This is a genomic window from Nonomuraea rosea, from assembly GCF_039539705.1.
Lineage (GTDB): Bacteria > Actinomycetota > Actinomycetes > Streptosporangiales > Streptosporangiaceae > Nonomuraea > Nonomuraea rosea.
This window is the reverse complement of the sequence record NZ_BAABDQ010000010.1, coordinates 118439-141228: the sequence shown is the minus strand read 5'-3', so window position 1 is coordinate 141228 and position 22790 is coordinate 118439. Positions and strand designations below refer to the sequence as shown.

Genomic DNA, 22790 nt, shown 5'->3' with positions numbered 1-22790 from the left:
CTGCCCGCTCTGCCCGAGCCTGCCTACGATGCGGAACTCTCCCCACCGTCGCAGGATCCTCCGGGCGAAGCGGACCGACTGTCACGCATGCCTCGCAAGTTCACTTGTGAGGCATGCGACTAGCTCACGGGTTCAGGTCGGCGGCAGAGCGCTCGGCGAAGATCCGCATGGCCTTCGTGGTGATCGGTCCCGGCGCGGCCGGCAGCTCGGTGTCGTCGACGAGCTTGATCGGCTGGACGTCGCGCGTGGTGGAGGTGAGGAACGCCTCCTCGGCCTCGTACAGGGCCGACAGCGGCACGTCGGTCTCCTCGCCGCCGCACCACTCCAGCACCAGCGCGCGCGTGACCCCGGCCAGGCAGCCGGACTCCAGGGTGGGGGTGAGCAGGCGCCCGTCGCGCACGATGAAGATGTTGGAGCCGGTGCCCTCGCACAGGTCGCCGGCGAGGTTGCCGAAGATGGCCTCGCCGCCGCCGCGCCTCTTGGCGTGCAGCAGGGCCTTGGCGTTGTCGCCGTACGAGGTGCTCTTGACGCCGGACAGCGCGCCGCGCTCGTTGCGCGGCCAGGGGACGACGGCGACGGCGGCGGTGCCGGGGAACGGCTTCTGCTCGTCCACGATGACCACGGCGGTGGTGCCCTGGTCGCCGCGGTCGGAGCCGAGCGGGCCCGGGCCGCTGGTGTAGGTGACGCGGATGCGGCCGAGCGCCCAGGCGGGCGCGGCCTCCAGGCACCTGGCGATGCCGTCGGCGATCGCGTCGACGTCCGGCTCGGGCAGGTCCATGCGCTGGGCCGAGAGCGTGAGCCGGTCGAGGTGCCGGGTGAGCGCGAACGACTTGCCGTTCACGATCTTGATGGTCTCGAACACGCCGTCGCCGACCATCAGCCCGTGATCGAACACCGAGACGGTGGCCTGCGTGGGGTCGATGAGTTCCCCGTTGACCCAGACAGGGATGTTCATTCAGATTCCTCCTGTGGATGCCAGTGCGATGAGCCTGGCTGCCTTGAGCTCGGTTTCGAGCCATTCGCGCCCGGGGTCGCTGCCCCAGGTGATGCCCGCTCCCGTGCCGAACCGGATCTCGCCTGCCGAGATCCAGAATGTTCTGATGCCCACGGCCAGCGCCGCCCTGCCTCGGTCGGCGTCAACCCAGCCCACGGCCCCACAGTACGGCCCGCGGGGTGCTGGTTCGAGCGCATTGATGATCCGCAGAGCCGACGATTTGGGCGCGCCCGTGACAGAGCCGGGCGGGAATGTCGCCGCGAACAGCTCCGGCCAGCCCGTCCCCGGCGCCAGCCTGGCGCGGACGGTGGAGACGAGGTGGACGAGCCCGGGATGCTCCTCGACCACGCACAGCGACGGCACCTCGACCGAGCCGACGGCCGCGACCCTGCCGAGGTCGTTGCGGACCAGGTCGACGATCATGACGTTCTCGGCGTAGTCCTTCTCCAGCAGGTCGTCCGCGGTCGCGCCGGTGCCCTTGATGGGCCTGGACTCCACGACGTCGCCGTCCCGCGACAGGTAGAGCTCCGGGGAGGCCGACACCACGCTCAGCCCCGGCACCTGGATGACGGCCGCGTGCGGTGCGGGGTTGCCCGCGGCCAGCCTGGCGGCCAGGGCGAGCGGCTCCGCGTCGGGCGGGACGGGGGCGGTCAGGATGCGGCAGAGGTTCGCCTGGTAGACCTCGCCGCGCTCGATGTGGTCGCGGATCGCGCGCACGCCGCGCTCGTAGGCCGGCCGGTCGAGGGAGCTGTGCCACTCACCGGGACGCGGCCCGCGCCAGGGGCCCGCGGGTGCGGGCAGGGGCGCTTCCCGCACCCGGTCGAACCGGGCGCAGGTCACCTTGCCCTCGTAGTCCACGACGACGGCCCACCAGCCCTCGCCGTCGAGCGCCGACAGGTCGGTCGTCACATCACGCAGCCCGGTCGCGAGCAGACCTGGGCTTAAGTGGGCGAAACCGTCGTACACACCTTCCATTCTCCCAGCATTTCGACGAGCTCCAGCGCGGCGGGCAGTGGCGCCTCGGGCAGAGCCGCGTACACCTTCCGCGCGGGGGCCGTCCCCCGCAGCGGACGCAGCACCAGATCCCCCGGTACGGCCCGCGCCGCCAGCTCCGGCACCAGCGTCACCCCCAGCCCGGCGGCGACGAACCCGAACTTGCCCGACCATTCGGCCACCCGCATCCCGCTGCGCGGCGTGAACCCCGCCGCCGCGCACGCGGTCACCAGCAGCGTCGGCTGCCCGCGCGGCGCGGCCTCGATCCACGTCTCCCCCGCCAGCTCCCGCAGGTCCACGTCCTCGTACGCGGCCAGCCGGTGCCCGCGGGGCAGCGCGACGAGCAGCCGGTCCTCACGCAGCAGCACCGTACGCGCGCCCTCGGCGGGCAGCCCCGCCGGATAGTCGCTGATCACGGCCACGTCCAGCGCGCCCGCGGCCAGCCGGTCCATCAGCCGCGCGGTGAGCCCCTCGACCAGCCGCAGCTCGACGCCCGGCCGCCGCTCGGCGAACCGCTTGAGCGCGCCGGGCACCAGATCGACGTTCGCCGTGGCGAACGAGCCCACCCGCAGCGTCCCGCCGCGCCCGCCGTGGATGGCGGCCAGCTCCTCCCCCGCGCGGCCGAGCCGGTCGAGGACGGCGACGGCGTGCCGGTGCAGCGCCTCGCCGGCGGGCGTCAGGCGCACGCCCCTGGCCAGGCGTTCGAAGAGCGGCCCGCCCGCGGCGCGTTCGAGCGCGGCGATCCGCCGGGAGACGGCCGACTGGGTGTAGCCGAACAGCTCGGCGGCCGCGGTGAACGAGCCGCTCGTGGCGACCTCGTCGAAGAGCCGGAGCGTTCCTGTGTCAAAGGCATTCGTATCAAGCATGGCTGCCATGCAATCTAGTCGGTGGTGGAATACCTCGCATCCAGGTTCACTGGGCGCATGATTGCATTTCTCGGACAGGGGCGCATGGGCGCTCCCATGGCCCGGCGGCTGGTGGCGGCTGGGCACAAGGTGACGACGTGGCGGCGCGGGACCGGGGTTTCGGCCGCCGAGGCCGTGGACGGGGCCGAGCTGGTGATCACCATGCTCAGCGACCCGGGCGCGGTGCGCGAGGTGCTGACCGCGGCGCTGCCGGGGTTGCGGGCGGGCGCGACGGTGGTGGAGATGTCCACGATCGGGCCGGAGGCGGTGCACGAGCTGCGCGCGCTGCTGCCCGCGTCCGTGGGGCTCGTGGACGCGCCGGTGCTGGGCAGCGTGGGCCCCGCCACGGACGGCACGCTCACCGTGCTGGCCGGCGGGGACCTGGCGGGGTTCCGGGAGGTTCTGGAGGTGTTCGGGTCGGTGCGGGAGCTCGGGCCGCTGGGGGCGGGCGCGGCGATGAAGATCGCCGTCATGAGCGCGCTGGTGCCTGCCCAGGTGCTGCTCGCGGAGACGTTCGCGTACGGGGCGGCGCACGGCGTGGATCGCGACGCGCTGGTCGGCGTGCTGTCGGGGACCCCGCTCGGCACGCTGGCCGAACGGCTGCGCGTCCCGTCCGCCGAGACCCGCTACTCCCTCGCGCACGCGGCCAAGGACCTGGAGCTGGGCGCCTGGGAGGGCGCCACGATGGCCGCGGCGGCCAGGACCAGGCTGCAGCAGGCGCGGGCGGCCGGCCTGGGCGAACGGGACCTGACCGCCATCGCCGACCACACGGGCGAAAGCGGCGCCTCCCCCGTCGCCGGGCATGCGGGCGAAAGCGGCAGCCGGCCGGTGGCGCGGGCGGTGCCGCTCAATGTGGCCACGATCCCCGCGACGAACGGCATGTACTCGCACGCCGTCCGCGCCGGTGACCTGCTCTACGTCTCGGGCCAGGCCGCCTTCGACGAGCAGGGGAACATCGTCGGAGCAGGCTCCATGACCGCCCAGGCCGAGCACGTGTTCGAGGTCATCGCGCGCATCCTGGCCGACCAGGGCGCCACGTTCGGCGACATCGCGTTCATCCGGACGTACCTGACGGACATGGACGCCCGCGCCGAGTACGGCGCGGTGCGCCGCAGGTACATCACCGGCACGCCCCCGGCCAGCACGACCGTGGAGGTGTCGAAGCTGTTCATGCCGGGCCTGCTGCTGGAGGTGGACCTGATCGTCGCGCTTCCCGGTTAGGCGAGGGGACCCGTGATCGACTCCACCGCCGCCACCACGCCGCCGTCGGCCACCAGGCGCACGGCGGAGTCGATCTCCGGCGCGAGGAACCGGTCGGGGCCGGGCGCGGGCACCGTCTCGCGCAGCGCCTTGACCACGGCCGCCGTCGCGGGCGCGGGCTCCAGCGGGGCGCGCAGGTCGAGCGCGCGGGCCGCGGTGAGCACCTCGATCGCGAGCACCCTGGTGAGCCCGTCCACCGACTTGCGCAGCTTGCGCGCGGCCGACCAGCCCATGGACACGTGGTCCTCCTGCATGGCCGAGCTGGGGATGGAGTCCACGCTCGCCGGGACGGCCAGGCGCTTGAGCTCGGAGACGATGGCCGCCTGCGTGTACTGGGCGATCATGTGGCCGGAGTCCACGCCGGGGTCGTCGGCCAGGAACGCGGGCAGCCCGTGGTTGCGCGCCACGTCCAGGAAGCGGTCGGTACGGCGTTCGGACATCGAGGCCAGGTCGGCGGCCACGACGGCGAGGAAGTCCAGGACGTACGCGATCGGCGCGCCGTGGAAGTTGCCGTTGGACTCGACGCGGCCGTCGTCCAGCACGGCGGGGTTGTCGACGGCGCTGGCCAGCTCCCACCCGGCCACGGTGGCGGCGTGCGTGATCGTGTCGCGGGCGGCGCCGGCGACCTGGGGGGCGCAGCGCAGGGAGTAGGCGTCCTGGACGCGGGTGCACGCCTCGGGATCGCGGTGGCTGGCCATGATGCCGGAGTCGCGCAGGATCCTGGTCATGTTCGCGGCGGCCAGGGCCTGGCCCGGGTGCGGGCGCAGCGCCTGCAGCTCGGGGGCGAACACCCGGTCGGTGCCCAGCAGCGCCTCGACGCTCATCGCGGCGCTCACGTCGGCGGTCCTGACGAGCGTGGTGAGGTCGCCGATGGCCAGGATGAGCATGCCGAGCATGCCGTCCGTGCCGTTGATGAGCGCCAGCCCCTCCTTGGCGGCCAGCTCGACGGGCTCGATGTGGGCCTGCTTGAGCGCCTCGGCGGACGGCTGCACCTTGCCGTCGGCGTCGCGGACGACGCCCTCGCCCATGAGCGTGAGCGCGACGTGGGCCAGCGGCGCCAGGTCGCCGGAGCAGCCGAGGCTGCCGTACTCGTGCACGATCGGCGTGATCCCCGCGCTGATCAGCGCGGCCAGGGTCTTGGCGGTGGTCGGCCTGACGCCGGTGTGCCCGGTGGCCAGGGTGTGCAGGCGCAGCAGCATGAGCGCGCGCACCACCTCGGTCTCGACCTCGGGCCCGTTGCCCGCCGCGTGCGAGCGCACCAGCGAGCGCTGGAGCTGGGCGCGCAGCGCTGGGTCGATGTGCCGCGTCGCGAGCGCCCCGAACCCGGTGGAGATGCCGTACGACGGCGTCGGGCTCTCGGCGAGCTCGTCCACCCGCTGGCGGGCCGCGGAGATCGCGGCGATGGCGTCGTCGGTGAGCTGTACGGGGGCGCCGTGCCGGGCCACCCTGATGACGTCGTCGAAAGCCAGCGGCTCAGGACCGACGTTCACGACTCCGTTGTCGCGCATGATGCGTCTCTCTCGCTGTTTAGGTAATCGGCATATGCGATGTTAGCTCCTTACCGGCGAACAACGCGGACAGGCCCTCCCTGCCTTCGTCGGTGACGAGCACCGCGCGCGGCACGGCGCCCCGCCGCAACCAGCCGCGCTCGAACAACACCTCGGTGATCGCCGCGCCCAGCGCCCCGCCGAGATGCGCGCGGCGCTCGGTCCAGTCGAGGCACTCGGGCGCGAACCTCCTCCTGGAGCTGCGCGCGCCCGCGACGTCCACGCCGAGCCCGGCCAGCAGCCGCTCGCCCGCCTCGGTCAGCCCCGACTCACCCGCGTAGCAGCCGCTCTCCCTGAGCCGGTCGAGCAGGGCCACGCCGGCCCGTCCGGCCAGGTGGTCGTAGCAGGTGCGGGCCTCTTCCAGCTGTTTGGCCTGCCTGGACTGGCGCAGGGAGCGTACGGGCGGGCGGGCGCTGATCCTCGCCAGCACCTCCAGCACCTCGGCCACCTCGTGCCCCGCGAGGCGGTAGTAGCGGTGGCGGCCCTGGCGCACGACGGCGACGAGCCCGCCGTCGAGCAGCCTGGCCAGATGGGCGCTGGCGGTGGCCGCGCTGACGCCCGAGATCCTGGCCAGCTCCCCCGCCGCCAGTGCCCGCCCGCCGAGCAGGGCCGTCAGGATCGCCGCCCTGGTCGGCTCCGCGATGAGCGCGGCGACGGGCGCTATGTCGGCGTCACGAGCGATGTACTCCATGAGCTCCACGGTAATACGGCGACATTTCGCCCGGCACCTAAGCATGGGCGGTGAGGCACGGGCGGCGTGCGTCGGCGGCATGTGGCGGCATACGGCGGCGGGCGGTCAGCCCCCGCCGAGGGCCTTGCGGATCAGGTCGCGGGCGCGGTCCATGAGGGCCAGTGGCGGGCCTGTCAGCAGGTTCCTGGTGGCGGACTCCGTACCGGGATGCGGGCGTACCGGCGCGAGGGCCTCGGCCGCCCGGACCGCCGCCGCCATCGCGCGGCGCTCGGCCACGGAGGTGTGCTCGCGCAGCCTGGCGAACTCGTAGCGCTCCTCGCTGCGCGCGTGCGCCGTCACGGCGGCACGCAGCTCCGCCAGCCGGTCCCAGAACGACGGGTCGTCCACCCCCGCCTTGTGCAGGTCGAGGAGGAGCCGTTTGGCCTTGTTCTCCTCGGTCAGCCGGTCGCCGACGACGCCCTGGCCGTTGTCGAGCTTCCTGCGCGCGTACGGATGGACGATCTCCTCCTCGGCCGTCTCGTGCACGGACAGCAGCCGCGTCAGCCGGGCGAAAGCCTCGCCCACCTTCTCCGGCGGCGCCTGCTCCACCTCGTCGAACAGGTCCCTGATCTGGCCGTGCTGCGCTACCAGCAGGTCGATGACATCGTGTTCCCCCACGTCAGCGCCCCTACCCCGGACCCGGCCCCGCATTCCTCGCTTACCGAACGCGGGCTGTTCGCGTAGGCAACGCTGAGGTTGTCCGTCCGAAGCGCCGGGTACGCGGTGCGACATGGCCTTCGACCCACTCCAGGAGCGGGGAATCCCGCTGGACGAGCAGCTCAGGAACTGGCGGGAGCTGGACGTCGCCCCCATCGACCCCGATCACGCGGATCCGCACACCCGGTGCCGGATCCTCACGATGAACGGCGTCGAGGCGGAGGCGATCACGTTCAGCCACCAGCTCGCCAGGCACTGCCCCGACCTCGAGATCAGGCAGCAGCTCGCCCGGGTCCGCTACATCGAGGCGCAGCAGCAGGAGGCCGTGAGCCGGCTGCTGCCCGGTGTGGCGTCGGTGACGGAGACGATGATCGCCTACGAGCAGGCCGCGGTGGATCTGACGGCGTGGGCGGCCAGGATGGAGCCGGACCCGTATCTGAGGCAGTCCTGCGAGTTCGTGCTGCTCGAACACGTCGACCACCTCTACAGGTTCGCGAACCTGTACGAGCTGATCGAGCACCGCGCGGCGGAGAAGGTGGTCGGGCGGCTGACCGAGGTGCTGCCGGGGCGGCCGTCGTACCTGCAGCACCGGGACCCGGCGGACAACGTGCGCCGGCCGTACGACAGGAGCATGACCGAGCCGCTGTCCAGGCTGCACGTGCTCACGCTCATGTCGGCCGAGCAGCAGATCACGAGCTACCTCATGAACGCCGGGCCCACCTGCATCGAGCCGATCGCGCGCGGGCTCTGCCAGGAGCTGGCGATGGTCGGGGAGCAGCACGTCACCCACTACGAGTCGCTCGCGGATCCGGCCGAGAGCTGGTGGGAGCGGCTGCTCAACCACGAGTACAACGAGTGCTACCTCTACTACTCCTTCATGGAGACCGAGCCCGACCCCCGGGTGAAGGGCGTCTGGGAGCTGCACCTCGGCATGGAGCTGGAGCACCTCCGGCTGGCGGCCGAGCTGTTCAGGCGGTTCGACGGGCGCGATCCCGACCAGGTGCTCGCGCCGGCGCTGCCGCCGCCCGTGACGTTCGAGCCGAACAAGGCGTACGTACGGGACCTGCTCGCCACCCAGGTCGGCCGCACGACGGAGGGCACCGGGTACGCGCACGAGCCCCACGAGCGGTTCTCCGCGATGCAGTCGACGATCATGAGCGGCGGGCAGCCCCCGTCGGAACAGGTCGTCGAGGACAACCGGGCCATCTCCGGCGCGGAGTACCGCCTGGAGACCGAAGGGCCGGCTCCGGCGGGACTCCAGCCCAGCCGCTGACGACCGGACCCCAGCGGTTAGGGTCGGTTCTCATGACAACAGTCGCCCTCGTCACCGGTGCGTCCCGCGGCCTGGGAGCCGTGATCGCGCGCCGGCTGGCCGCCGACGGCCTGGCCGTGGCCGTCAACTACTACTCCGACGGCGCGGGGGCGGAGCGGGTGGTGACCGGGATCCGCGCCGCGGGCGGGATCGCCGAGGCGTTCGACGCCGACGTCACGGACGAGGCCGACGTGGCCGGGCTGGCCGTCGCGGTCGCCGAGCGGCTCGGGCCGGTGGACGTGCTGGTCGCCAACGCGACGGGGCCTCAGCCGTCGATCCCCTTCGAGGACCTCAGCTGGCAGGCACACCTCGATCAGCTGACGTTCTTCGTCAAGAGCCCGACGCTGCTGGTGCAGGCGGTGTTGCCGGGCATGAAGGAACGCGGCGGCGGCCGGGTCGTCCAGATCGGCTCCGACATCGTGGACCGCAACCTGCCCGGCATGTCCGCCTACATCGCGGCCAAAGGCGCGCAGCACGCACTGACCGCGGCGTGGGCTCGCGAGCTGGGCCCGTACGGCGTCACGGTGAACGTCGTCGCGCCCGGCTGGATCCCGGTGGAGCGGCACTCGGGCCTCGACCCGAGCGCCTACCGGGAGGAGGTGCCGCTGCGCCGGATCGGCACGCCCGACGACGTCGCGGCGGCGGTGTCGTACCTGGCCTCGGAGGGGGGCGCGTTCGTCACCGGACAGCGCATCACCGTCAACGGGGGCCATTCGTGAGCAGGGCGGGCGTATTCCAGTTTGGGGACTCGGCGAGGATTCGCTAGAGTTCTCTCGTCGCCCGGCGGTAAGCGGGCGGACGCGGAAGTGGCTCAGTGGTAGAGCATCACCTTGCCAAGGTGAGGGTCGCGGGTTCGAATCCCGTCTTCCGCTCGGAGCTTTCGGCTCGGTGGCGTGGCCGAGAGGCGAGGCAGCGGCCTGCAAAGCCGCGCACACGGGTTCAAATCCCGTCGCCACCTCTGCAAGGACGATTAGCTCAGCGGGAGAGCGCTTCCCTGACACGGAAGAGGTCACTGGTTCAATCCCAGTATCGTCCACCAGCTTTCTGACGAGCCCCGGGCCATGGCCTGGGGCTCGTCGCTTTTGTCGGCGTTTCTGGGGCTTTCGGCCTTCTGCGGCTGGGTGCCGTGTTCGGTGCTGACCCGGCGGACACTTCCCGGTCACCATCCGCTGGGCGGCAGGGGCCGCGAGCCATGTCGGGGCTCGCGGCGGGCAGATGACAGGCGTGCAGACCATTGGCATGCGGATGCCCGGCAATCAGCCGACGGACAAGACCAAGGCGGGCGCGAAGAAGGCGGGCGCGAAGAAGGCCGACTCCAAGAAGACCGGTCCAGAGAAAGCCGACCCCAAGAAGACCGGTCCAGAGAAAGCCGGCCCAGAGAAAGCCGATGCTGAGAAAGCCGGCGCGACGAAGGCGGGCGGCGGGAAGGCCGGCGAGCGTAAGGCGGCCCCGGAGAAGACCGACCCGAAAAAGGTCGGCGCGGCGGAGGCCGACGCGCCGAAGGGCGGGGCGGGGCAGGGCGCGGGTGGGGGCGGGGTCAGGACGACGCGGGTGTTCCTGCTCGCGGTCGCCGGCGTCACGCTGGTCGTCTCGGGCCTGTGCGCGCTGCCGCCGGTGGGCGGCTTCCTGCTGGGCCGGGCGCTCGGTGGGGTGCTGGTCTTTCCCGGTCTGGGTCACGGCGGCGCGTCGGGCGGGGTTACTGGCATCGTCCCTGGCACCATCCCGGGCACGGTCGCGGGTGGGGTGGCGGGCACGGTGGCGACGCTGGTCGCCTTCTCCGTGGTGCTGACGGGCGGGGCCTACGCCGTGTTCCGGTGGTCCGGGTTCGGGCGGTCGCGGGTCGGGGTGCTCGTCTGCTGGGGCCTCACCGGCGGCCCGGCCGGTGTGCTGGGCATGCTCCTGTGGGCGCGGCTGCAGGGCGTGCCGTTCTCCGGGTACCTGACGTACGCGGCCTCGTGGGGGATGGCGACGGCGCTGCTGTCCGCGCTCCTGGCGCTGGCCGCGACGCGCACGATCCCCGCTGCGGCCGGACGCGCCGGCGAAGGATCGGCCACCGCCGAAGGGGAGGCTACCGCCGAAGGACAAGCCACCGCTAAAGGAAAGGCCGCCGCCAAAGGAAGGGCCACCGCGAAAGGACAGGCCACCGCCGAAAAACCGGCTGCCGGGGCGGCGAAGGGCGGGCGGGCGTTCCGGCCGCGGGCGTGGGTGCTGCCGTGCCTGGTCGCCGGGTGGTCGGTGGTGTGGAGCGTGCTGCTGCGGGACCAGCCGCTGCTCGCCTGGTTACCCCTGTCCCTGGGCTACTTCGACCAGATCGCCGTGGTGCTCGCCGCCGTCGCGGCCGGCTCGCTCGAAGGGGTGCTGCGGCGGCGGCTGCCGGTGGAGGGCCGTCCCGGGCGCGCGTTCGTCCTGGCCTGGATCGCGCTCAGCGCGGCCCCGGTCGTGTACGCGGCCGTCGTGGCGATCGACCGCGGCATGCGCGAGCTGCTCCTGGCCGCGCCGCTGGATCCCGCCTGGGCGGCCGAGTACGCGCGCGACCTCGCGGCGGCGCTGGTCGCCGAGCCCGCGCAGGTCGCCCTGCCTCCGGTGCTGCTCGCGCTGGCCGCCACGGGCCTGCAACGGCTGCTGCCCGGCAGGGAGCGGCCGCCCCCCGAGCCGGACCCCGTGCGGCCCGACCGCCGGTGGAGCCTGCTGGTGGCGGGGGCCGCGCTCGCGCTGACGTACTTCTGCGTGGCCGTCACCTCGCGCTTCACCTCGCTGACGCGGCGGCTGCTCGACGAGGACGCCCCGGTGCCGTTGCGGGCGCTGGCGTTCCTGGCCCCGCCCGATCCGGCGCTGGACCGGACCGTCGTGGTGTGGTTATGGGCGGTGGTGGCGGCGTTCGCGGTGTCCGCGGCGGTGCTGGTCTACTTCGCGGTGCGCGGCCAGCTCGTCCGGCTCTTCCCGGCCTCGTCGTACCTGGTGCTGGTGGCCGCGCTCGCGCTGGCCGCCGCGCTGGCCTGGAACGCGGGCGCCGTCGCCGGCCACGCGCTGACCGGCGACCGGCTGCTGGGCATCGTGCCGGCCGAGGAGGCGGCGTGGTTCACCGCGTTCGCCGTGCCGGTGTTCGGGGCGCTGCTGTTCATCGCACATTCGCAGGTCGGCGTGACCAGGTTCGCGCGCATCCTGGAGCTGGAGGGCGAGGAGACGTGGGAGAAGGCGGTCGAGCGCTACCGGGCCTGGAAGGAGCAGGTCCGCGAGCAGGTGCCCGGCCGGCGGGCGCGCGCCCTGCTGGCGGCGCGGGCGGGCGGGGCCGCGCTGGTGCTGGCCGTGGTGGCGGGCGCGATCCGGGGGCTCTGGGGTCCCGCGCAGCAGGCCGGTGATCTTCTTCTCGCGCTGCCCGCCCTGGCCGTCACGCAGGCGGCGATGGAGAACCTCTCGGGCGCGCTCTACGTCGTGCTGCTGGCCGGGCTGGTCTATCTCGGGCTCATGAAGGTGAACCTGGAGGAGCGGCGCACGTCCGCCTGGCTCACCGTGTGGGGGCTGTCGGTGGTGGCCGGCGGGCTGGCGACGCTGGGGCCCCAGGGGCTGCAGATGGGCTTCCTGGCCGGGCCGTTCGTGGTCGCGGGCCTGGTGGTGACCGTGCGGCGGAAGGTGCTGCTGTACGGGGCCGGCGTGCTGGTCCTGGTGGCGGCGGCGCCGCTCGTACGGGGGACGCCGGCGCCCGAGCCGGTCGTGCTCAGGACGGCCGCCTGGCACGAGGTGCGGCCCCGCCTGGTGATCGACGTCTCCTACCCGCAGGCGGAGGGCGGCGGCGCGGCGCACGTCAACGCGGCCCTGATCGACCCGATCCGGACGGAGGTGGACGGCACGCTGCGCGGTCTGCGCGCGCAGCCGGAGTCCTCCGCCCTGGTCAGGAGCACCTATGTCGTCGTGCGCAACGACGCCGCGATGATCTCGGTGCGCTACTCCATCGCGAAAGGGGCCGGGCAGGAGACCGGGCGGGCGGTCAACTACGACCTGGCCGGCCGGCGGGCGCTCACCGTGCGCGAGCTCTTCACCCCCGCCGTGTTCACCCTGGAGGGACGGCGGCGGATGGCCGGGGCGGTGCGGCCGTACATGCCGAAGGGCCAGAACCCGCGGACCGTGACCGTGGACAACGAGCGGCTGCTGGTCAACAGGGGCGCGCAGGCCGTGGAGCTGACCTTCGGGCGCGGCTACTTCTGCACCGGCTGCGCGCCGTTCACCGTACGGGTGCCGGCCGAGCGGCTGGCCGGACTGCTGCGGAGCTAGCCTGGCACGCATGTCCCTGGAGCTGATCACGAGTCTCAGAGCCACCCGCACGTTCACCGCGGCGCCCGTCGGGGACGAGCAGGTGACCGCGGTCCTGGAGGCGGGGCGCTGGTCGGGCTCGGCGCGCAACCGCCAGCCGTGGCGTTTCGCGGTGGTCCGCGACCGGGCTCTCCTGCGGGAGCTCAGCCTGCTCGGGGCCTACGCCGGGCACCTGGCGGGCGCGCCCGTGGCGATCCTGCTGGCCGTGGACGCCACGCTGAGCACGCAGGACGCGGAGTTCGACGCGGGCCGGGCCGCCCAGAACATCATGCTCGCCGCCCACGTCCTGGGCCTCGGCACCTGCCCAGCCTCGTTCTTCCCCGCGGAGAACGCCGGTAAGGCCACCGCGCTGACCGGCCTGCACGAGCCCTGGCACGTCCGTACGGCCATCTCGCTCGGCCATCCGGCCCCCGCCCCGCCGGGCACCCCGGCGATCCCGCGCGGACGCAGGCCCCTGCGGGATCTGGTCATCGAGCGCTTCTGACGCGACGATCACTCCATGGACACGCAGGAAGTCGCCGACCGGCTGGAGATCACCGGTCTGCTGGCCCGCTACACCCATGCCATCGACTCGGGCCGGTGGGACCTGCTCGACGAGGTGTTCAGCGCCGACGCGGTGATCGACTACAGCTCCGCGGGCGGCATCAGGGGCACCAGGGACGAGGTCAAGGCGTGGCTGGCCGACGTGCTGGCGCACTGGCCGGGCCGCCTGCACCTGATCGGCTCCCCCACGATCGACTTCGACGGCGACGGCGAGGCCCGGGTGAGCGCCCCTTTCACCGACACCCTGGCCCCGACGCGGGACATGGTCGCGGCGGACACCGAGGGGTTCCTGCACGGCGGCGGCTGGTACCACCACCGCCTGCGCCGCACCGCCGACGGCTGGCGCAGCGCTGAGCTGGTGGAGGAGCAGAGCTGGCGCACCGCCCGCTGAGCCGGGCATCAATTCGGTTCCCATTCGTTCCCGTTTGGTGTGGAATTGAACCGGACGACGGATGGGAGCCGTCTCCAGATTGTTCACCCGTGCGTTCATCGGCCTGGGGAAGCGGATTGGGGCCCGCCACCCCCGCGGGTGTTCACGTGCCGTAAGCGCGATGAGGACAGGCTGCCACGGGGGTAGACCGGTGATTGAGGCGCTGGAGTGGGCTCTGCTGGACGGAGAGCACGCGCTGCTCGTCAAGGGGGACATGCGACGGGCGCGCGAGCGCTTCGACGTCGCCTTCCGCGAGGCCGGGCAGCGGGGTGACCATGACGCGATGGCCCGCGCCGCGCTGGGCCTGGGCGGGGTCTGGGTGCACGAGCACAGGACGGCCGCCGGGGCGGCCATGGTGCGGGTGCGCCAGCGCGAGGCGCTGTCGCTGCTCGATCCCGGCTCCTCGCTGGCCCTGCGGCTGCGGGCCAGGCTGGCCGCCGAGGACGACTATCGCAGCGGCGGCAGGGACGCGATCCTGGCGCTGGTGGCCGAGACGCGGGCCGCGGACGATCCGGTGGCGCTGGCCGAGGCGCTGAGCCTGGCCCACCACTGCGTGCTCGGCCCCGGGCTCGGGGAGCTGCGGCTGGAGCTGGCCAGGGAGCTGATCGGGGTGGCCTCCCGTACGGGCCGCCGCGCCGACCTGCTCATGGGCCTGCTGTGGTACGCCGTGGACCTGCTCCTGGAGGGCGACCCGCACGCCGAACGGGCGCTCGGCGAGCTGCGTGCCGCGCTGCGCGAAGAGCCGCACCAGGCGGCCGGGTTCGTACTCAGCGCGATCGAGGTGATGCTCTGCGTCCGCGACGGCAGGTTCGGGCGGGCCGAGGAGCGGGCCGCCACCTGCCACGACCTGGGCGTGGCCGCGGGCGATCACGACGCCACCGGCTGGTACGGCTGCCAGCTCGCCGCCATCCGCTGGTACCAGGGCCGGATCGGCGAGCTCGTCCCCCTGCTGACCGGCCTGCTGAACTCGCCCATGATCAGCGCGGTCGACGACTCCCCCTACGCCGGCCTGGCGGTGGCCGCCGCGGCGGCGGGCGACCGGCGGCTGGCCGAGGGCATGCTGGCCAGGCTGCGCGGCAGCGTGCTGGCCGACCTGCCGCGCACGAGCACCTGGCTGATCTCCATGTACGCGATCGTGGAGGCGGCCGACCTGCTGGACGACGCCGAGCTGGCGGCCAGGGCTGCGGCGTTGCTGGCCCCGTACGCGGAGCTGCCGGCGATCACGAGCCCGGGCGTCGCCTGCTTCGGGTCCGTGCACCACAGCCTGGGCGTGGCCGCCATCACGGCGGGCGACCCGGACCGGGCGGTCGGTCACCTGCGCACGGCCGTCCACCACAACCTGGCGCTGGGGCACTGGCCCGCCGTGGCGCTGTCCCGCTCCCGCCTGGGTCAGGCGCTCGCGCTGCGCGACGGCCCCAGGGACGAGACGGCGCGGCGGGAGCTGGCCCTGGCCGCGCAGGAGGCCAGGGCGCTGGACATGGTGCTACCGCGCCACCTGACCAGCCGGGTCACCTGCCGGCCCAGCGGCTCGCAGTGGCGGGTGGAGCTCGGGGCGCGAGCGGTGCTCGTGGACCACAGCGTGGGCATGACGCACCTGGCGGCGCTGCTGGCCAACCCCGGGCAGGAGATCACGGCCACGGACCTGGCGGCGGGCTCGGTGCAGCCCGCCCCAGCGCCCGCCCCAGCGCCCGCCACCAGCCCGCCGGCCGCGCAGCCGGTGCTCGACGGGCCGGCCGGGCGGGCGTACAAGAACAGGCTCGCGCAGCTCGACGCCGAGATCGACGAGCTGGAGTCGAACCACCAGCGCCAGCAGGCGCAGGCGCGGCGAGCCGAGCGCGACTGGCTGGTCGCCGAGCTCGCCTCGGCGACGGGGCTGGGCGGGCGGGCCCGCGGCTTCACCGGCGGCGAGAAACGGGCCAGGACGGCCGTCGGCAAGGCGATCAGGCGTGCCGTCGAACGCGTCGCGATAGCGGATCCCGTCATCGGCGACGAGTTGCGGGCGACCGTGCGCACCGGCACGCGCTGCTCCTATACCCCCGGCTGACCTGCGACGACGTCTACGGCTACAGAGTTAATACGTTTGTGGTCAAACCGCTGCGGGCAGCGCGAAGGCGGGTAGTGTCCCCCTGCCCTCCCGGTCGGAAGGCTGTGCAATCCATGGCATTCGCATTGGGTTTCCTCGGTCATGACATAGCGGTCGACCTCGGCACCGCGAACACACTCGTCTACGTCCGCAGGAAGGGCATCGTGCTGAACGAGCCCTCCGTCATCGCGATCAACCTTCACAAGAACACCGTCGTGGCCGTGGGCAAGGCGGCCAAGCGGATGATGGGCCGCACGCCCCCGCACATCGCCACGATCAGGCCGCTCAAGGACGGCGTCATCGCGGATCTGGACGCGGCGGAGCGCATGCTGCGCATGTTCATCCAGAAGGCGCATCCCAGCAGGTTCCTGGCCAAGCCGCGCATCGTCGTGGCCGTCCCCAGCGGCACCACCTCCATCGAGCAGCGGGCGGTCAAGGAGGCCGCCTACGAGGCGGGCGCGCGCCGCGTCCACATCATCGAGGAGCCGATGGCGGCGGCGATCGGCGCCGGGCTCAAGGTGAGCGAGGCGACCGGCAACATGGTCGTCGACATCGGCGGCGGCACCACCGAGGTCGCCATCGTGTCCATGAGCGGCGTCGTGGTCGCCAAGTCGCTGCGCGTCGGCGGCGACGAGCTGGACGAGGCGATCATCGCCTACACGAAGAAGGAGCACGCGCTGCTGCTCGGCGAGCGTACGGCCGAGCGGCTGAAGATCGACCTGGGCATGGTGCGGCCCGAGCCCGTGGGCGCCCGCGACGCCGATTCGTCGCCCAAGGGCCGGCACCGGGTCGGCGTCCCCGCCGCGCACGGCGACACCGCCCTCGCCACGGTGACCGAGGAGGAGCCCGAGCCGCCGCCCGCGCCGCACCGCTGGAACCCGTTCAGGTCCAGGGCCAAGGCCGAGGCGGTGACGCTGGCCGCGGGGCCGCGCGCGCTCGAACCAGGGGCCTCCGCCCCGGTACGCGGCCGTGACCTGGTCAGCGGGCTGCCGAAGACGGCGACGCTCACGGCCGAGCAGATCAGCGAGGCCATCGAGGACGAGGTGCAGGCCATCATCGACGCCGTGCAGACGACGCTCGACCAGTGCCCGGCGGAGCTGGCGGGCGACCTGCTCGACAACGGCATCGTGCTGACCGGCGGCGGCGCGCTGTTACGCGGCCTGGCCGAGCGGCTGGGCAACGCCACGGGCATGCCCATCAGGGTCGTGGACAAGCCCCTCTACTCGGTGGCGCTCGGCGCGGGCCGCTGCGTCGAGCGCTTCCAGGCCATGCGCGACGTCCTGCTGCCCGATTGGTCACGCCGGTGAGGCGGACGGCCGTCCTGCTCGTGCTCCTCATGGGTGTCCTGCTGGTCGTGGTCGACCGTGCGGTGACGCCCCTGACCCCGGTACGCGTGGCGGGCTCGGCCCTGTACGGCACGATCGAGAATGCGACCGGCTCGGTCACCCGGTCGATCGGCGGCTGGTTCGGCGGCGGATCGCCCGGCGGCGACCAGCGCCTGCGCGCGCTGGAGCGGGAGAACGCCACGCTGCGCGCCGACCTGCTGGCGGCACGCGCCCAGCCCGGCGCCCAGGCCGCCGGAGGCGCGCAGGCGGATGCCAAGGGCGACCGGCTCGACCGGCTGGCCGCGGCCGTGGGCCGGCATCGCGGCGTGGCGGCCCATGTGGTGGGGTTCGGCAGGGGCCAGAGCATCGCCATCGACGCGGGGCTCTCCGCCGGCGTCGCGCGGGACGTCACCGTGCTGAACGCCGACGGCCTGGTCGGCAAGGTCACCTGGGCGGGGCCTTCGACGGCCTCGGTGTCCCTGATCACCGACGCCGCCTCGTCCGTGGGCGCGCGCATGGCCGGCTCCGGTGAGCTGGGCGTGGTCACGGGCGTGCCGGGCGAGGGGCTGCTGCGGCTGAGCCTGTTCGACCCGAACGCGCCGCTGCGGGCCGGGGACGAGGTGGTGACGCTCGGCTCGGCGGGCGCGCGGCCGTACGTGTCCGGGGTGCCCATCGGCGTGGTCACCGCGATCGAGAGCGTGCCGGGCGCGGCCACGCGCACGGCGCTGGTGCGGCCCGCCGCCCGGCTCTCCGCGCTCGGCCTCGTGGCGGTGATCGTGCCGGCGGCGGTGAGGTGAGCCATGGGGCTGGTGCTGCTGGTGTTCGCGGCTCCGCTGCTGCAGGTGCTGCTGGTCAACCGGTCGCCGTGGGGCGGTCCCGATCTGGTGACGCTGGCCGTGGTGTGGCTGGCGCTGGCCAGGGGGCCGGTCTGGGGGTGCCTGGCCGGGCTGGTGGCCGGGCTGGCCGCCGATGTGACGCCGCCCGCTGACGGCACGGTCGGGCGTACCGCGCTGGTGCTGTCCCTGGTCGGCCTGCTGGCCGGCCGGTGGCGGGAGGGCGGAGCACCGGGCGCGGCCCGGTGGGAGCTCCCCCAGTCCGAGCCCGGCACGGCGGGGCGGTCGCTGATGCTGGCCGGGGCGGCCGCGGCGCTGGGCACGATCGCGCAGGCCGCGGCGGCCGCGGGGCTCGGCGACGAGCCCTGGGCGTCGGTGCTGGCCTGGCTGCCGCTGACGCTCGCGTGGACGGTGGTGCTCGGGGCGCTGGCGGGCGCGGTGCTGCTGCGGCGCAGGCCGTCCGTCCTGGAACCGCGGGTGGCGATGCGCCGTGTCTAGGGCCAGGCTGTTCGTGCTGCGGCTGGTCGTCACGTCGATGCTGCTCACGCTGGTCGGGCGGCTGTGGTTCCTGCAGGTGGTCAGCGGGGCCCACTACGTCCAGGCGGCGGCCGACGTGCGGATCAGGACCGTGTCGCTGCCGGCGACGAGGGGGCAGATCCTCGACGTGGCCGGTCGCCCCCTGGTCACCAACAAGACCAGGCCCGTGGTCACGGTGAACGCCGTCGAGCTGGCGCACCAGCCCGACGGCGGGGAGGCCGTGCTCACGCGGCTCGGGAAGGTGCTCGGGCAGCCGTACCGGCAGCTCGCGGAGAAGGTCAGGCTGTGCGGGCCGGAGATCCCGCAGCCGTGCTGGCAGGGCTCGCCGTACGAGCCGATCCCGGTCGCCGAGGGCGTCACCGTGCCGGCGGCGCTGCAGATCAGCGAGCGGCAGCAGGACTTCCCCGGCGTGCTGACGGAGCTGCGGCCGGTCCGCGTCTATCCGTTCGGCGCGGCGGCGGCGCACACGCTCGGGTACGTGCAGGGCGCCAAGGGCCGTGACGGGCTCGAAGGCGTGTACGACTCCCGCCTGGCGGGCCGGGCCGGCCGGCGTGACGTGGCCGTGGACAACACCGGCCGCGTCACCAGGACCATCCGCGAGGATCGGCCCGTGCCCGGCGACACGCTCGTGACCAGCATCGACTCCCGCATCCAGACCATCGCGGAGCAGGCGCTCGGCCGCGGCCTGGCCGGGACCGGCGGGTCGTCGGGCGCGGCCGTCGTGCTGGAGTCGGGCACCGGCCGGGTCGTCGCGCTGGCCGGGCGGCCCGCCTACGACCCGGCGGTGTGGACCGACGGCGTGACGGCCCGCGAGTACAAGGCCCTGCCGCTGCTGTCGCGCGCCGTGCAGGGCGAGTGGGCGCCGGGCTCCACCTGGAAGGTCGCCTCCGTGGCCGCCGCCGCGAACGCCGGGTACGGTCTCGGCGCGACCTACGGCTGCCCGAGCGGCTACACGGTGGGCAACCGGGTGTTCCGCAACTTCGCCAGTGCCGACCTGGGCCTCATGACCATGCACGGGGCGCTGGTGCAGTCGTGCGACACGATCTTCTACCGGATCGCCGACGAGCTCTGGGCGCGCGGGTCGGGCGTCATGCAGAAGACCGCGCGCGGGTTCGGCTTCGGCCGTCCCACCGGCGTGGACCTGCCGGGCGAGGCGGCCGGCGCGGTGCCGGACCCGGCGTCGAAGAAGGCGTACTGGCAGGCCACGCGCAAGGAGAGCTGCCGCAGGGCGGTCAAGGGCTATCCGGAGCTGGCCGATCGGGGGCGGGCGGCGTACCTGACGGCGATCGCCGCCGAGAACTGCCGGGGCGGCGGCGTGTGGCGGGGCGGCGACGCGGCCAACTTCTCCATCGGGCAGGGCGGCGTGCTGGTGACGCCGCTGCAGCTCGCGCGGGCGTACGCGGCCATCGCCAACGGCGGGACGCTGCACAGCCCGCGGGTCGGCCTGCGGGTGGTCCGCGCCGACGGGGCGCCGGTCGAGACGATCACACCGCCGGTGGCCGGGCGGCTGCCGGCGTCGGCGGAGACGCTGCGGTTCATGCGGCAGGCGCTGAGCCAGGTGCCGCGGTCGGGGACGGCCGAGGGGGCCTTCAAGGGCTTCCCGTTCGGGAAGATCGCGGTGGCCGGGAAGACGGGGACGGCGGAGTCGTTCGGGCGGCGGGACACCTCCTGGTTCGCCTCGTTCGCGCCCGATCCCGCCTACACGGTGGTCGTCGTGCTGTCGGAGGGCGGCAGGGGCGCCGAGGGGGCGGCCCCGGCGGCCCGCGCCATCTGGGAAGGCATACTCGGCCTGCGGGAGCGGCGATGATCACGGGCGAGCCGGGCGCGGCGGCTGCCGTGATCGCGGGCGGGCCCGGGGCGCGGAGGCGGCGATGATCGCGATTTCCGGTAAGCGGCGGGTCGTGTGGGCGCCTTCGCTGGCGCCGCCCGATCGGGTGCTGACGCTGCTGGCGCTGGCCCTGTCCGTGGTGGGGCTGCTGCTGGTGTGGTCGGCCACGCGGGCGGGGGGCGGCTACTCGCTGCTGGTGCGGCAGGCGGTGAGCGTGGGCGCGGGGCTGGTGCTGATGTGGCTGGTGTCCCGGGTCGATCTGCGGGTGCTGCGGGCGTACGTGCCGCTGGCGTACGTGCTGGCGCTGGCGTCGCTGGCGGGCGTGCTGACCCCGCTGGGCGTGCGGGTGAACGGGGCGCACTCGTGGATCGTGCTGGCCCCCGGGGTGCAGTTCCAGCCGTCGGAGTTCGCGAAGGTGGCGCTCGCGCTGGCGTTCGCGGTGCCGCTCGGCGAGCTGCGCGACGGGCAGCGGCGGCCGGGGTTCGGCGGGGTGCTGCTGGCGCTGGTGCTGGCGGCGGTGCCCATCGGGCTGATCGCGTTGCAGCCGGACGTGGGGACGATGCTGGTGTTCGCGGCCATGGTCGCCGGGGCGCTGCTGGTGTCGGGGGCGCCCAAGCGGTGGCTCCTGGTGCTCGCGGCCGGCGCCGTGGGGGCGGGGGCGGCGGCGTGGCAGCTCGGGCTCGTCCGCCCGTACCAGATCCAGCGGCTGCTCGTGCTGGCCAACCCGGGGGCCGACCCGGGCGGCGTGGGGTACAACGCCGCCCAGGCGCGCATCGCCATCGGATCCGGCGGCCTCTACGGCAAGGGGCTGTTCAACGGCGAGCAGACGGCCGGGCACTTCGTTCCCGAGCAGCACACCGACTTCATCTTCACCGTGGCGGGCGAGGAGCTGGGATTCGTCGGCGCGGCGGTCATCGTGCTGGTCGTGTGCGCGCTGCTGTGGCGCGGGCTGGCGATCGCGCGGCACAGCCACTCGCCGTACGGGAGCGTGCTGGCGGGCGGCATCGTGTCGTGGATCGCCTTCCAGACGTTCCTGAACGTGGGCATGACGGTGGGGCTCATGCCGATCGTGGGGGTGCCGCTGCCGTTCGTGTCGTACGGCGGCTCCGCCACGGTCGCCGGGCTGCTGGCGATCGGGCTCCTACAGGCCGTGCACAGGACCAAGGCCATGCAGCCTTAGCAGGTTCTCGCCCAGGATCTTGCGCTTGGCCTGGTCGGTGAGCTGCGGGTAGCCGTACCCGTCGCAGAGGTCCTGCGGGATCGTGAAGTCCCTGAACGCCCGCAGCGCCCACTGCGGATGGAAGATCGGCGCCTCCGAGCCGTAGATGATTTTGTCTTCGCCGCACCAGAAGAGCAGCTTGCCGATGATCTCGGCGAACATCCTGGGCGCACGGACGATGAAGTTGATCGTGGCGGCGATGTCGGCGTACAGGTTGGGGTAGCGGATGAGCTGCCAGCAGGTCTCGTCCAGGAACGGCAGGCCGACGTGGAAGATGACGAAGTTGATGTCGGGGAAGTTCGCGGCGGCGCCGTCCATGTCCCACGTCTGGGTGTGCTCGATCGGCTGCGGGCCCAGCGGCACGCCCTTGTGCACGCCGATCAGGTTGATGCCCAGGTCGCGGGCCTTCTCGAAGATGGGGAAGGCCACCCGCGGGTCGTCCATGCGCCACGGGTAGGGCGAGCCGTAGTCGTAGCGGACGTTGTAGAGCTTGAACGCGCGGGCGTTGTACTCCCCCACCTGGCGTTCCATCAGGTCGAGCGCCTTGCGGCCTTCGAGCGGGTTGACCGTGCCCCAGAAGATCGTGCGGTCCGGGTCGCGGGCGGCCAGCTCCGCGCACTCCTGCCACGGCGACAGGCCGTCGTGGTAGAGGTCGGTGAGCGGCAGCGGCATCGCGACCAGCATGTCCGTGTCGGACTCTTCGTAGACCATGCGCCGGATGTCGTCGATCGTCCACTGCCTCAGGAACTCCTCCGGCGGCAGCTTGGGCTCGCCCTCCGGGGTGAGGGTGGTGTGGAAGGCGTACAGGTGGTTGGAGAACATCTGCCCGGCCGAGCCGTAGGCGTTCTTGGGCTCGAAGTTGAACACGTGGGCCACGCTGTCGAACACGAAGAAATCGTCGATCATCTCAGTTCCTCCCTGATGTAGGCCTCCCTGTCGGGCACGTCGGCGGGCGCGGGCAGGAAGCGCAGCAGGCGGGCCGCTCGCGGGGAGAGCCGGTCCACCGTCCACGCCTCGTCCCACACGACCTCCACCTCCGCCTCGCTGACCCCCGGCTGCTCCTCGATGCGGTCGCGCACCTCGGTGAGCACCCTGGCGGCGAACGGGCACCAGCCCGAGGTCAGCAGCAGCTCCACCCGGGCCCGGCCGCCGCCGTCCACCTCGACGGACCTGATCAGGCCCATCTCCACCACCGAGATGCCCTTCTCCCTGCAGCACGGGTCGTAGACCCCGGAAAGCGCCTGACTGGCCCACTGCGGTATCTCCGGCATGGCCTCATCGTCGGA

Annotated in this window: 20 protein-coding genes and 3 tRNA genes; 15 read left to right on the top strand and 8 right to left on the bottom strand. The window is 73.3% G+C overall.

The genetic code is table 11. The features are described from left to right. Window positions 1-124 precede the first annotated feature (124 nt). The 3 genes from ABEA43_RS24175 to ABEA43_RS24165 are packed head-to-tail and all read right to left on the bottom strand — an operon-like array spanning window position 125 to window position 2853. On the bottom strand, window positions 125-955 hold the full coding sequence (locus ABEA43_RS24175) for an aminotransferase class IV (RefSeq protein WP_345565094.1): 831 nt from the start codon (window positions 953-955) through the stop codon (window positions 125-127). Next, window positions 956-1969: a chorismate-binding protein gene (locus ABEA43_RS24170; RefSeq protein WP_345565092.1), complete on the bottom strand. Its 1014-nt coding sequence runs from the start codon at window positions 1967-1969 to the stop codon at window positions 956-958. Next, window positions 1936-2853 (bottom strand): LysR family transcriptional regulator, encoded by a 918-nt coding sequence (locus ABEA43_RS24165; RefSeq protein ID WP_345565091.1) that lies wholly within the window; start codon window positions 2851-2853, stop codon window positions 1936-1938. Before ABEA43_RS24165 ends, ABEA43_RS24170 begins: the two co-directional genes overlap by 34 nt. 57 nt (window positions 2854-2910) lie before the next feature. Between ABEA43_RS24165 and ABEA43_RS24160 the strand changes: the two genes are divergently transcribed. Next, complete coding sequence (locus ABEA43_RS24160; RefSeq protein ID WP_345565089.1) at window positions 2911-4113, top strand: Rid family hydrolase; 1203 nt, start codon at window positions 2911-2913, stop codon at window positions 4111-4113. Here ABEA43_RS24160 and hutH read toward each other — a convergent pair. From hutH to ABEA43_RS24145, 3 genes are all read right to left on the bottom strand, one after another. Continuing rightward, on the bottom strand, window positions 4110-5660 hold the full coding sequence (gene hutH, locus ABEA43_RS24155) for a histidine ammonia-lyase (RefSeq protein ID WP_345565087.1): 1551 nt from the start codon (window positions 5658-5660) through the stop codon (window positions 4110-4112). The genes ABEA43_RS24160 and hutH overlap by 4 nt on opposite strands. Window positions 5661-5679: 19 nt before the next feature. Next, the gene (locus tag ABEA43_RS24150) at window positions 5680-6390 is read right to left on the bottom strand and encodes an ArsR/SmtB family transcription factor (protein WP_345565085.1); all 711 of its coding nucleotides are present in this window, start codon (window positions 6388-6390) and stop codon (window positions 5680-5682) included. A gap of 105 nt (window positions 6391-6495) precedes the next feature. Beyond that, window positions 6496-7047: a hemerythrin domain-containing protein gene (locus ABEA43_RS24145; RefSeq protein ID WP_345565083.1), complete on the bottom strand. Its 552-nt coding sequence runs from the start codon at window positions 7045-7047 to the stop codon at window positions 6496-6498. Window positions 7048-7159: 112 nt separating this feature from the next. Here ABEA43_RS24145 and ABEA43_RS24140 point away from each other — a divergent pair, with 112 nt between their 5' ends. The 14 genes from ABEA43_RS24140 to rodA all read left to right on the top strand — a co-directional run bounded on the left by ABEA43_RS24140 (window position 7160) and on the right by rodA (window position 21465). Further along, window positions 7160-8359 carry a hypothetical protein gene (locus tag ABEA43_RS24140; RefSeq protein ID WP_345565082.1) on the top strand — a complete coding sequence of 400 codons (1200 nt, stop codon included), beginning with the start codon at window positions 7160-7162 and terminating at the stop codon, window positions 8357-8359. 32 nt (window positions 8360-8391) lie between these two features. Further along, the gene (locus ABEA43_RS24135; protein WP_345565080.1) at window positions 8392-9117 is read left to right on the top strand and encodes an SDR family oxidoreductase; all 726 of its coding nucleotides are present in this window, start codon (window positions 8392-8394) and stop codon (window positions 9115-9117) included. Window positions 9118-9198: 81 nt separating this feature from the next. After that, a tRNA-Gly gene (locus ABEA43_RS24130) sits at window positions 9199-9270 on the top strand. A gap of 15 nt (window positions 9271-9285) precedes the next feature. Continuing rightward, a tRNA-Cys gene (locus tag ABEA43_RS24125) sits at window positions 9286-9356 on the top strand. A 6-nt stretch (window positions 9357-9362) separates the two neighbouring features. Next, a tRNA-Val gene (locus ABEA43_RS24120) sits at window positions 9363-9437 on the top strand. A gap of 185 nt (window positions 9438-9622) precedes the next feature. Further along, complete coding sequence (locus ABEA43_RS24115; RefSeq protein WP_345565079.1) at window positions 9623-12667, top strand: hypothetical protein; 3045 nt, start codon at window positions 9623-9625, stop codon at window positions 12665-12667. Window positions 12668-12677: 10 nt separating this feature from the next. After that, window positions 12678-13190, top strand: coding sequence for a nitroreductase family protein (locus ABEA43_RS24110; RefSeq protein WP_345565077.1), 513 nt, complete (start codon window positions 12678-12680; stop codon window positions 13188-13190). Window positions 13191-13205: 15 nt separating this feature from the next. Then, on the top strand, window positions 13206-13640 hold the full coding sequence (locus ABEA43_RS24105; RefSeq protein ID WP_345565076.1) for a nuclear transport factor 2 family protein: 435 nt from the start codon (window positions 13206-13208) through the stop codon (window positions 13638-13640). A gap of 190 nt (window positions 13641-13830) precedes the next feature. Next, window positions 13831-15723 carry a hypothetical protein gene (locus ABEA43_RS24100; RefSeq protein ID WP_345565075.1) on the top strand — a complete coding sequence of 631 codons (1893 nt, stop codon included), beginning with the start codon at window positions 13831-13833 and terminating at the stop codon, window positions 15721-15723. 113 nt (window positions 15724-15836) lie between these two features. Then, window positions 15837-17069, top strand: coding sequence for a rod shape-determining protein (gene mreB / locus ABEA43_RS24095; protein ID WP_345565073.1), 1233 nt, complete (start codon window positions 15837-15839; stop codon window positions 17067-17069). Beyond that, the gene (mreC, locus tag ABEA43_RS24090; RefSeq protein ID WP_345565071.1) at window positions 17066-17884 is read left to right on the top strand and encodes a rod shape-determining protein MreC; all 819 of its coding nucleotides are present in this window, start codon (window positions 17066-17068) and stop codon (window positions 17882-17884) included. The genes mreB and mreC overlap by 4 nt, the downstream gene beginning before the upstream one ends. 3 nt (window positions 17885-17887) lie before the next feature. Further along, entirely contained in the window at window positions 17888-18418 is a 531-nt protein-coding gene (locus ABEA43_RS24085) for a rod shape-determining protein MreD (RefSeq protein ID WP_345565070.1), read from the top strand. Beyond that, window positions 18411-20264: a penicillin-binding protein 2 gene (mrdA, locus tag ABEA43_RS24080; protein WP_345565068.1), complete on the top strand. Its 1854-nt coding sequence runs from the start codon at window positions 18411-18413 to the stop codon at window positions 20262-20264. The genes ABEA43_RS24085 and mrdA overlap by 8 nt, the downstream gene beginning before the upstream one ends. A gap of 64 nt (window positions 20265-20328) precedes the next feature. Then, a complete protein-coding gene (gene rodA, locus ABEA43_RS24075; protein WP_345565067.1) occupies window positions 20329-21465 on the top strand; it encodes a rod shape-determining protein RodA in 1137 nt (378 codons plus the stop codon). On the opposite strand, the gene ABEA43_RS24070 is transcribed toward rodA, so the two are convergent. Together ABEA43_RS24070 and ABEA43_RS24065 are read right to left on the bottom strand one after the other, a co-directional pair. Continuing rightward, window positions 21427-22410, bottom strand: coding sequence for an amidohydrolase family protein (locus tag ABEA43_RS24070; protein ID WP_345565065.1), 984 nt, complete (start codon window positions 22408-22410; stop codon window positions 21427-21429). The two genes, rodA and ABEA43_RS24070, sit on opposite strands and share 39 nt — an antisense overlap. Then, on the bottom strand, window positions 22407-22775 hold the full coding sequence (locus tag ABEA43_RS24065) for a metal-sulfur cluster assembly factor (RefSeq protein WP_345565063.1): 369 nt from the start codon (window positions 22773-22775) through the stop codon (window positions 22407-22409). The genes ABEA43_RS24070 and ABEA43_RS24065 overlap by 4 nt, the downstream gene beginning before the upstream one ends. Between the last annotated feature and the right edge of the window lie 15 nt (window positions 22776-22790).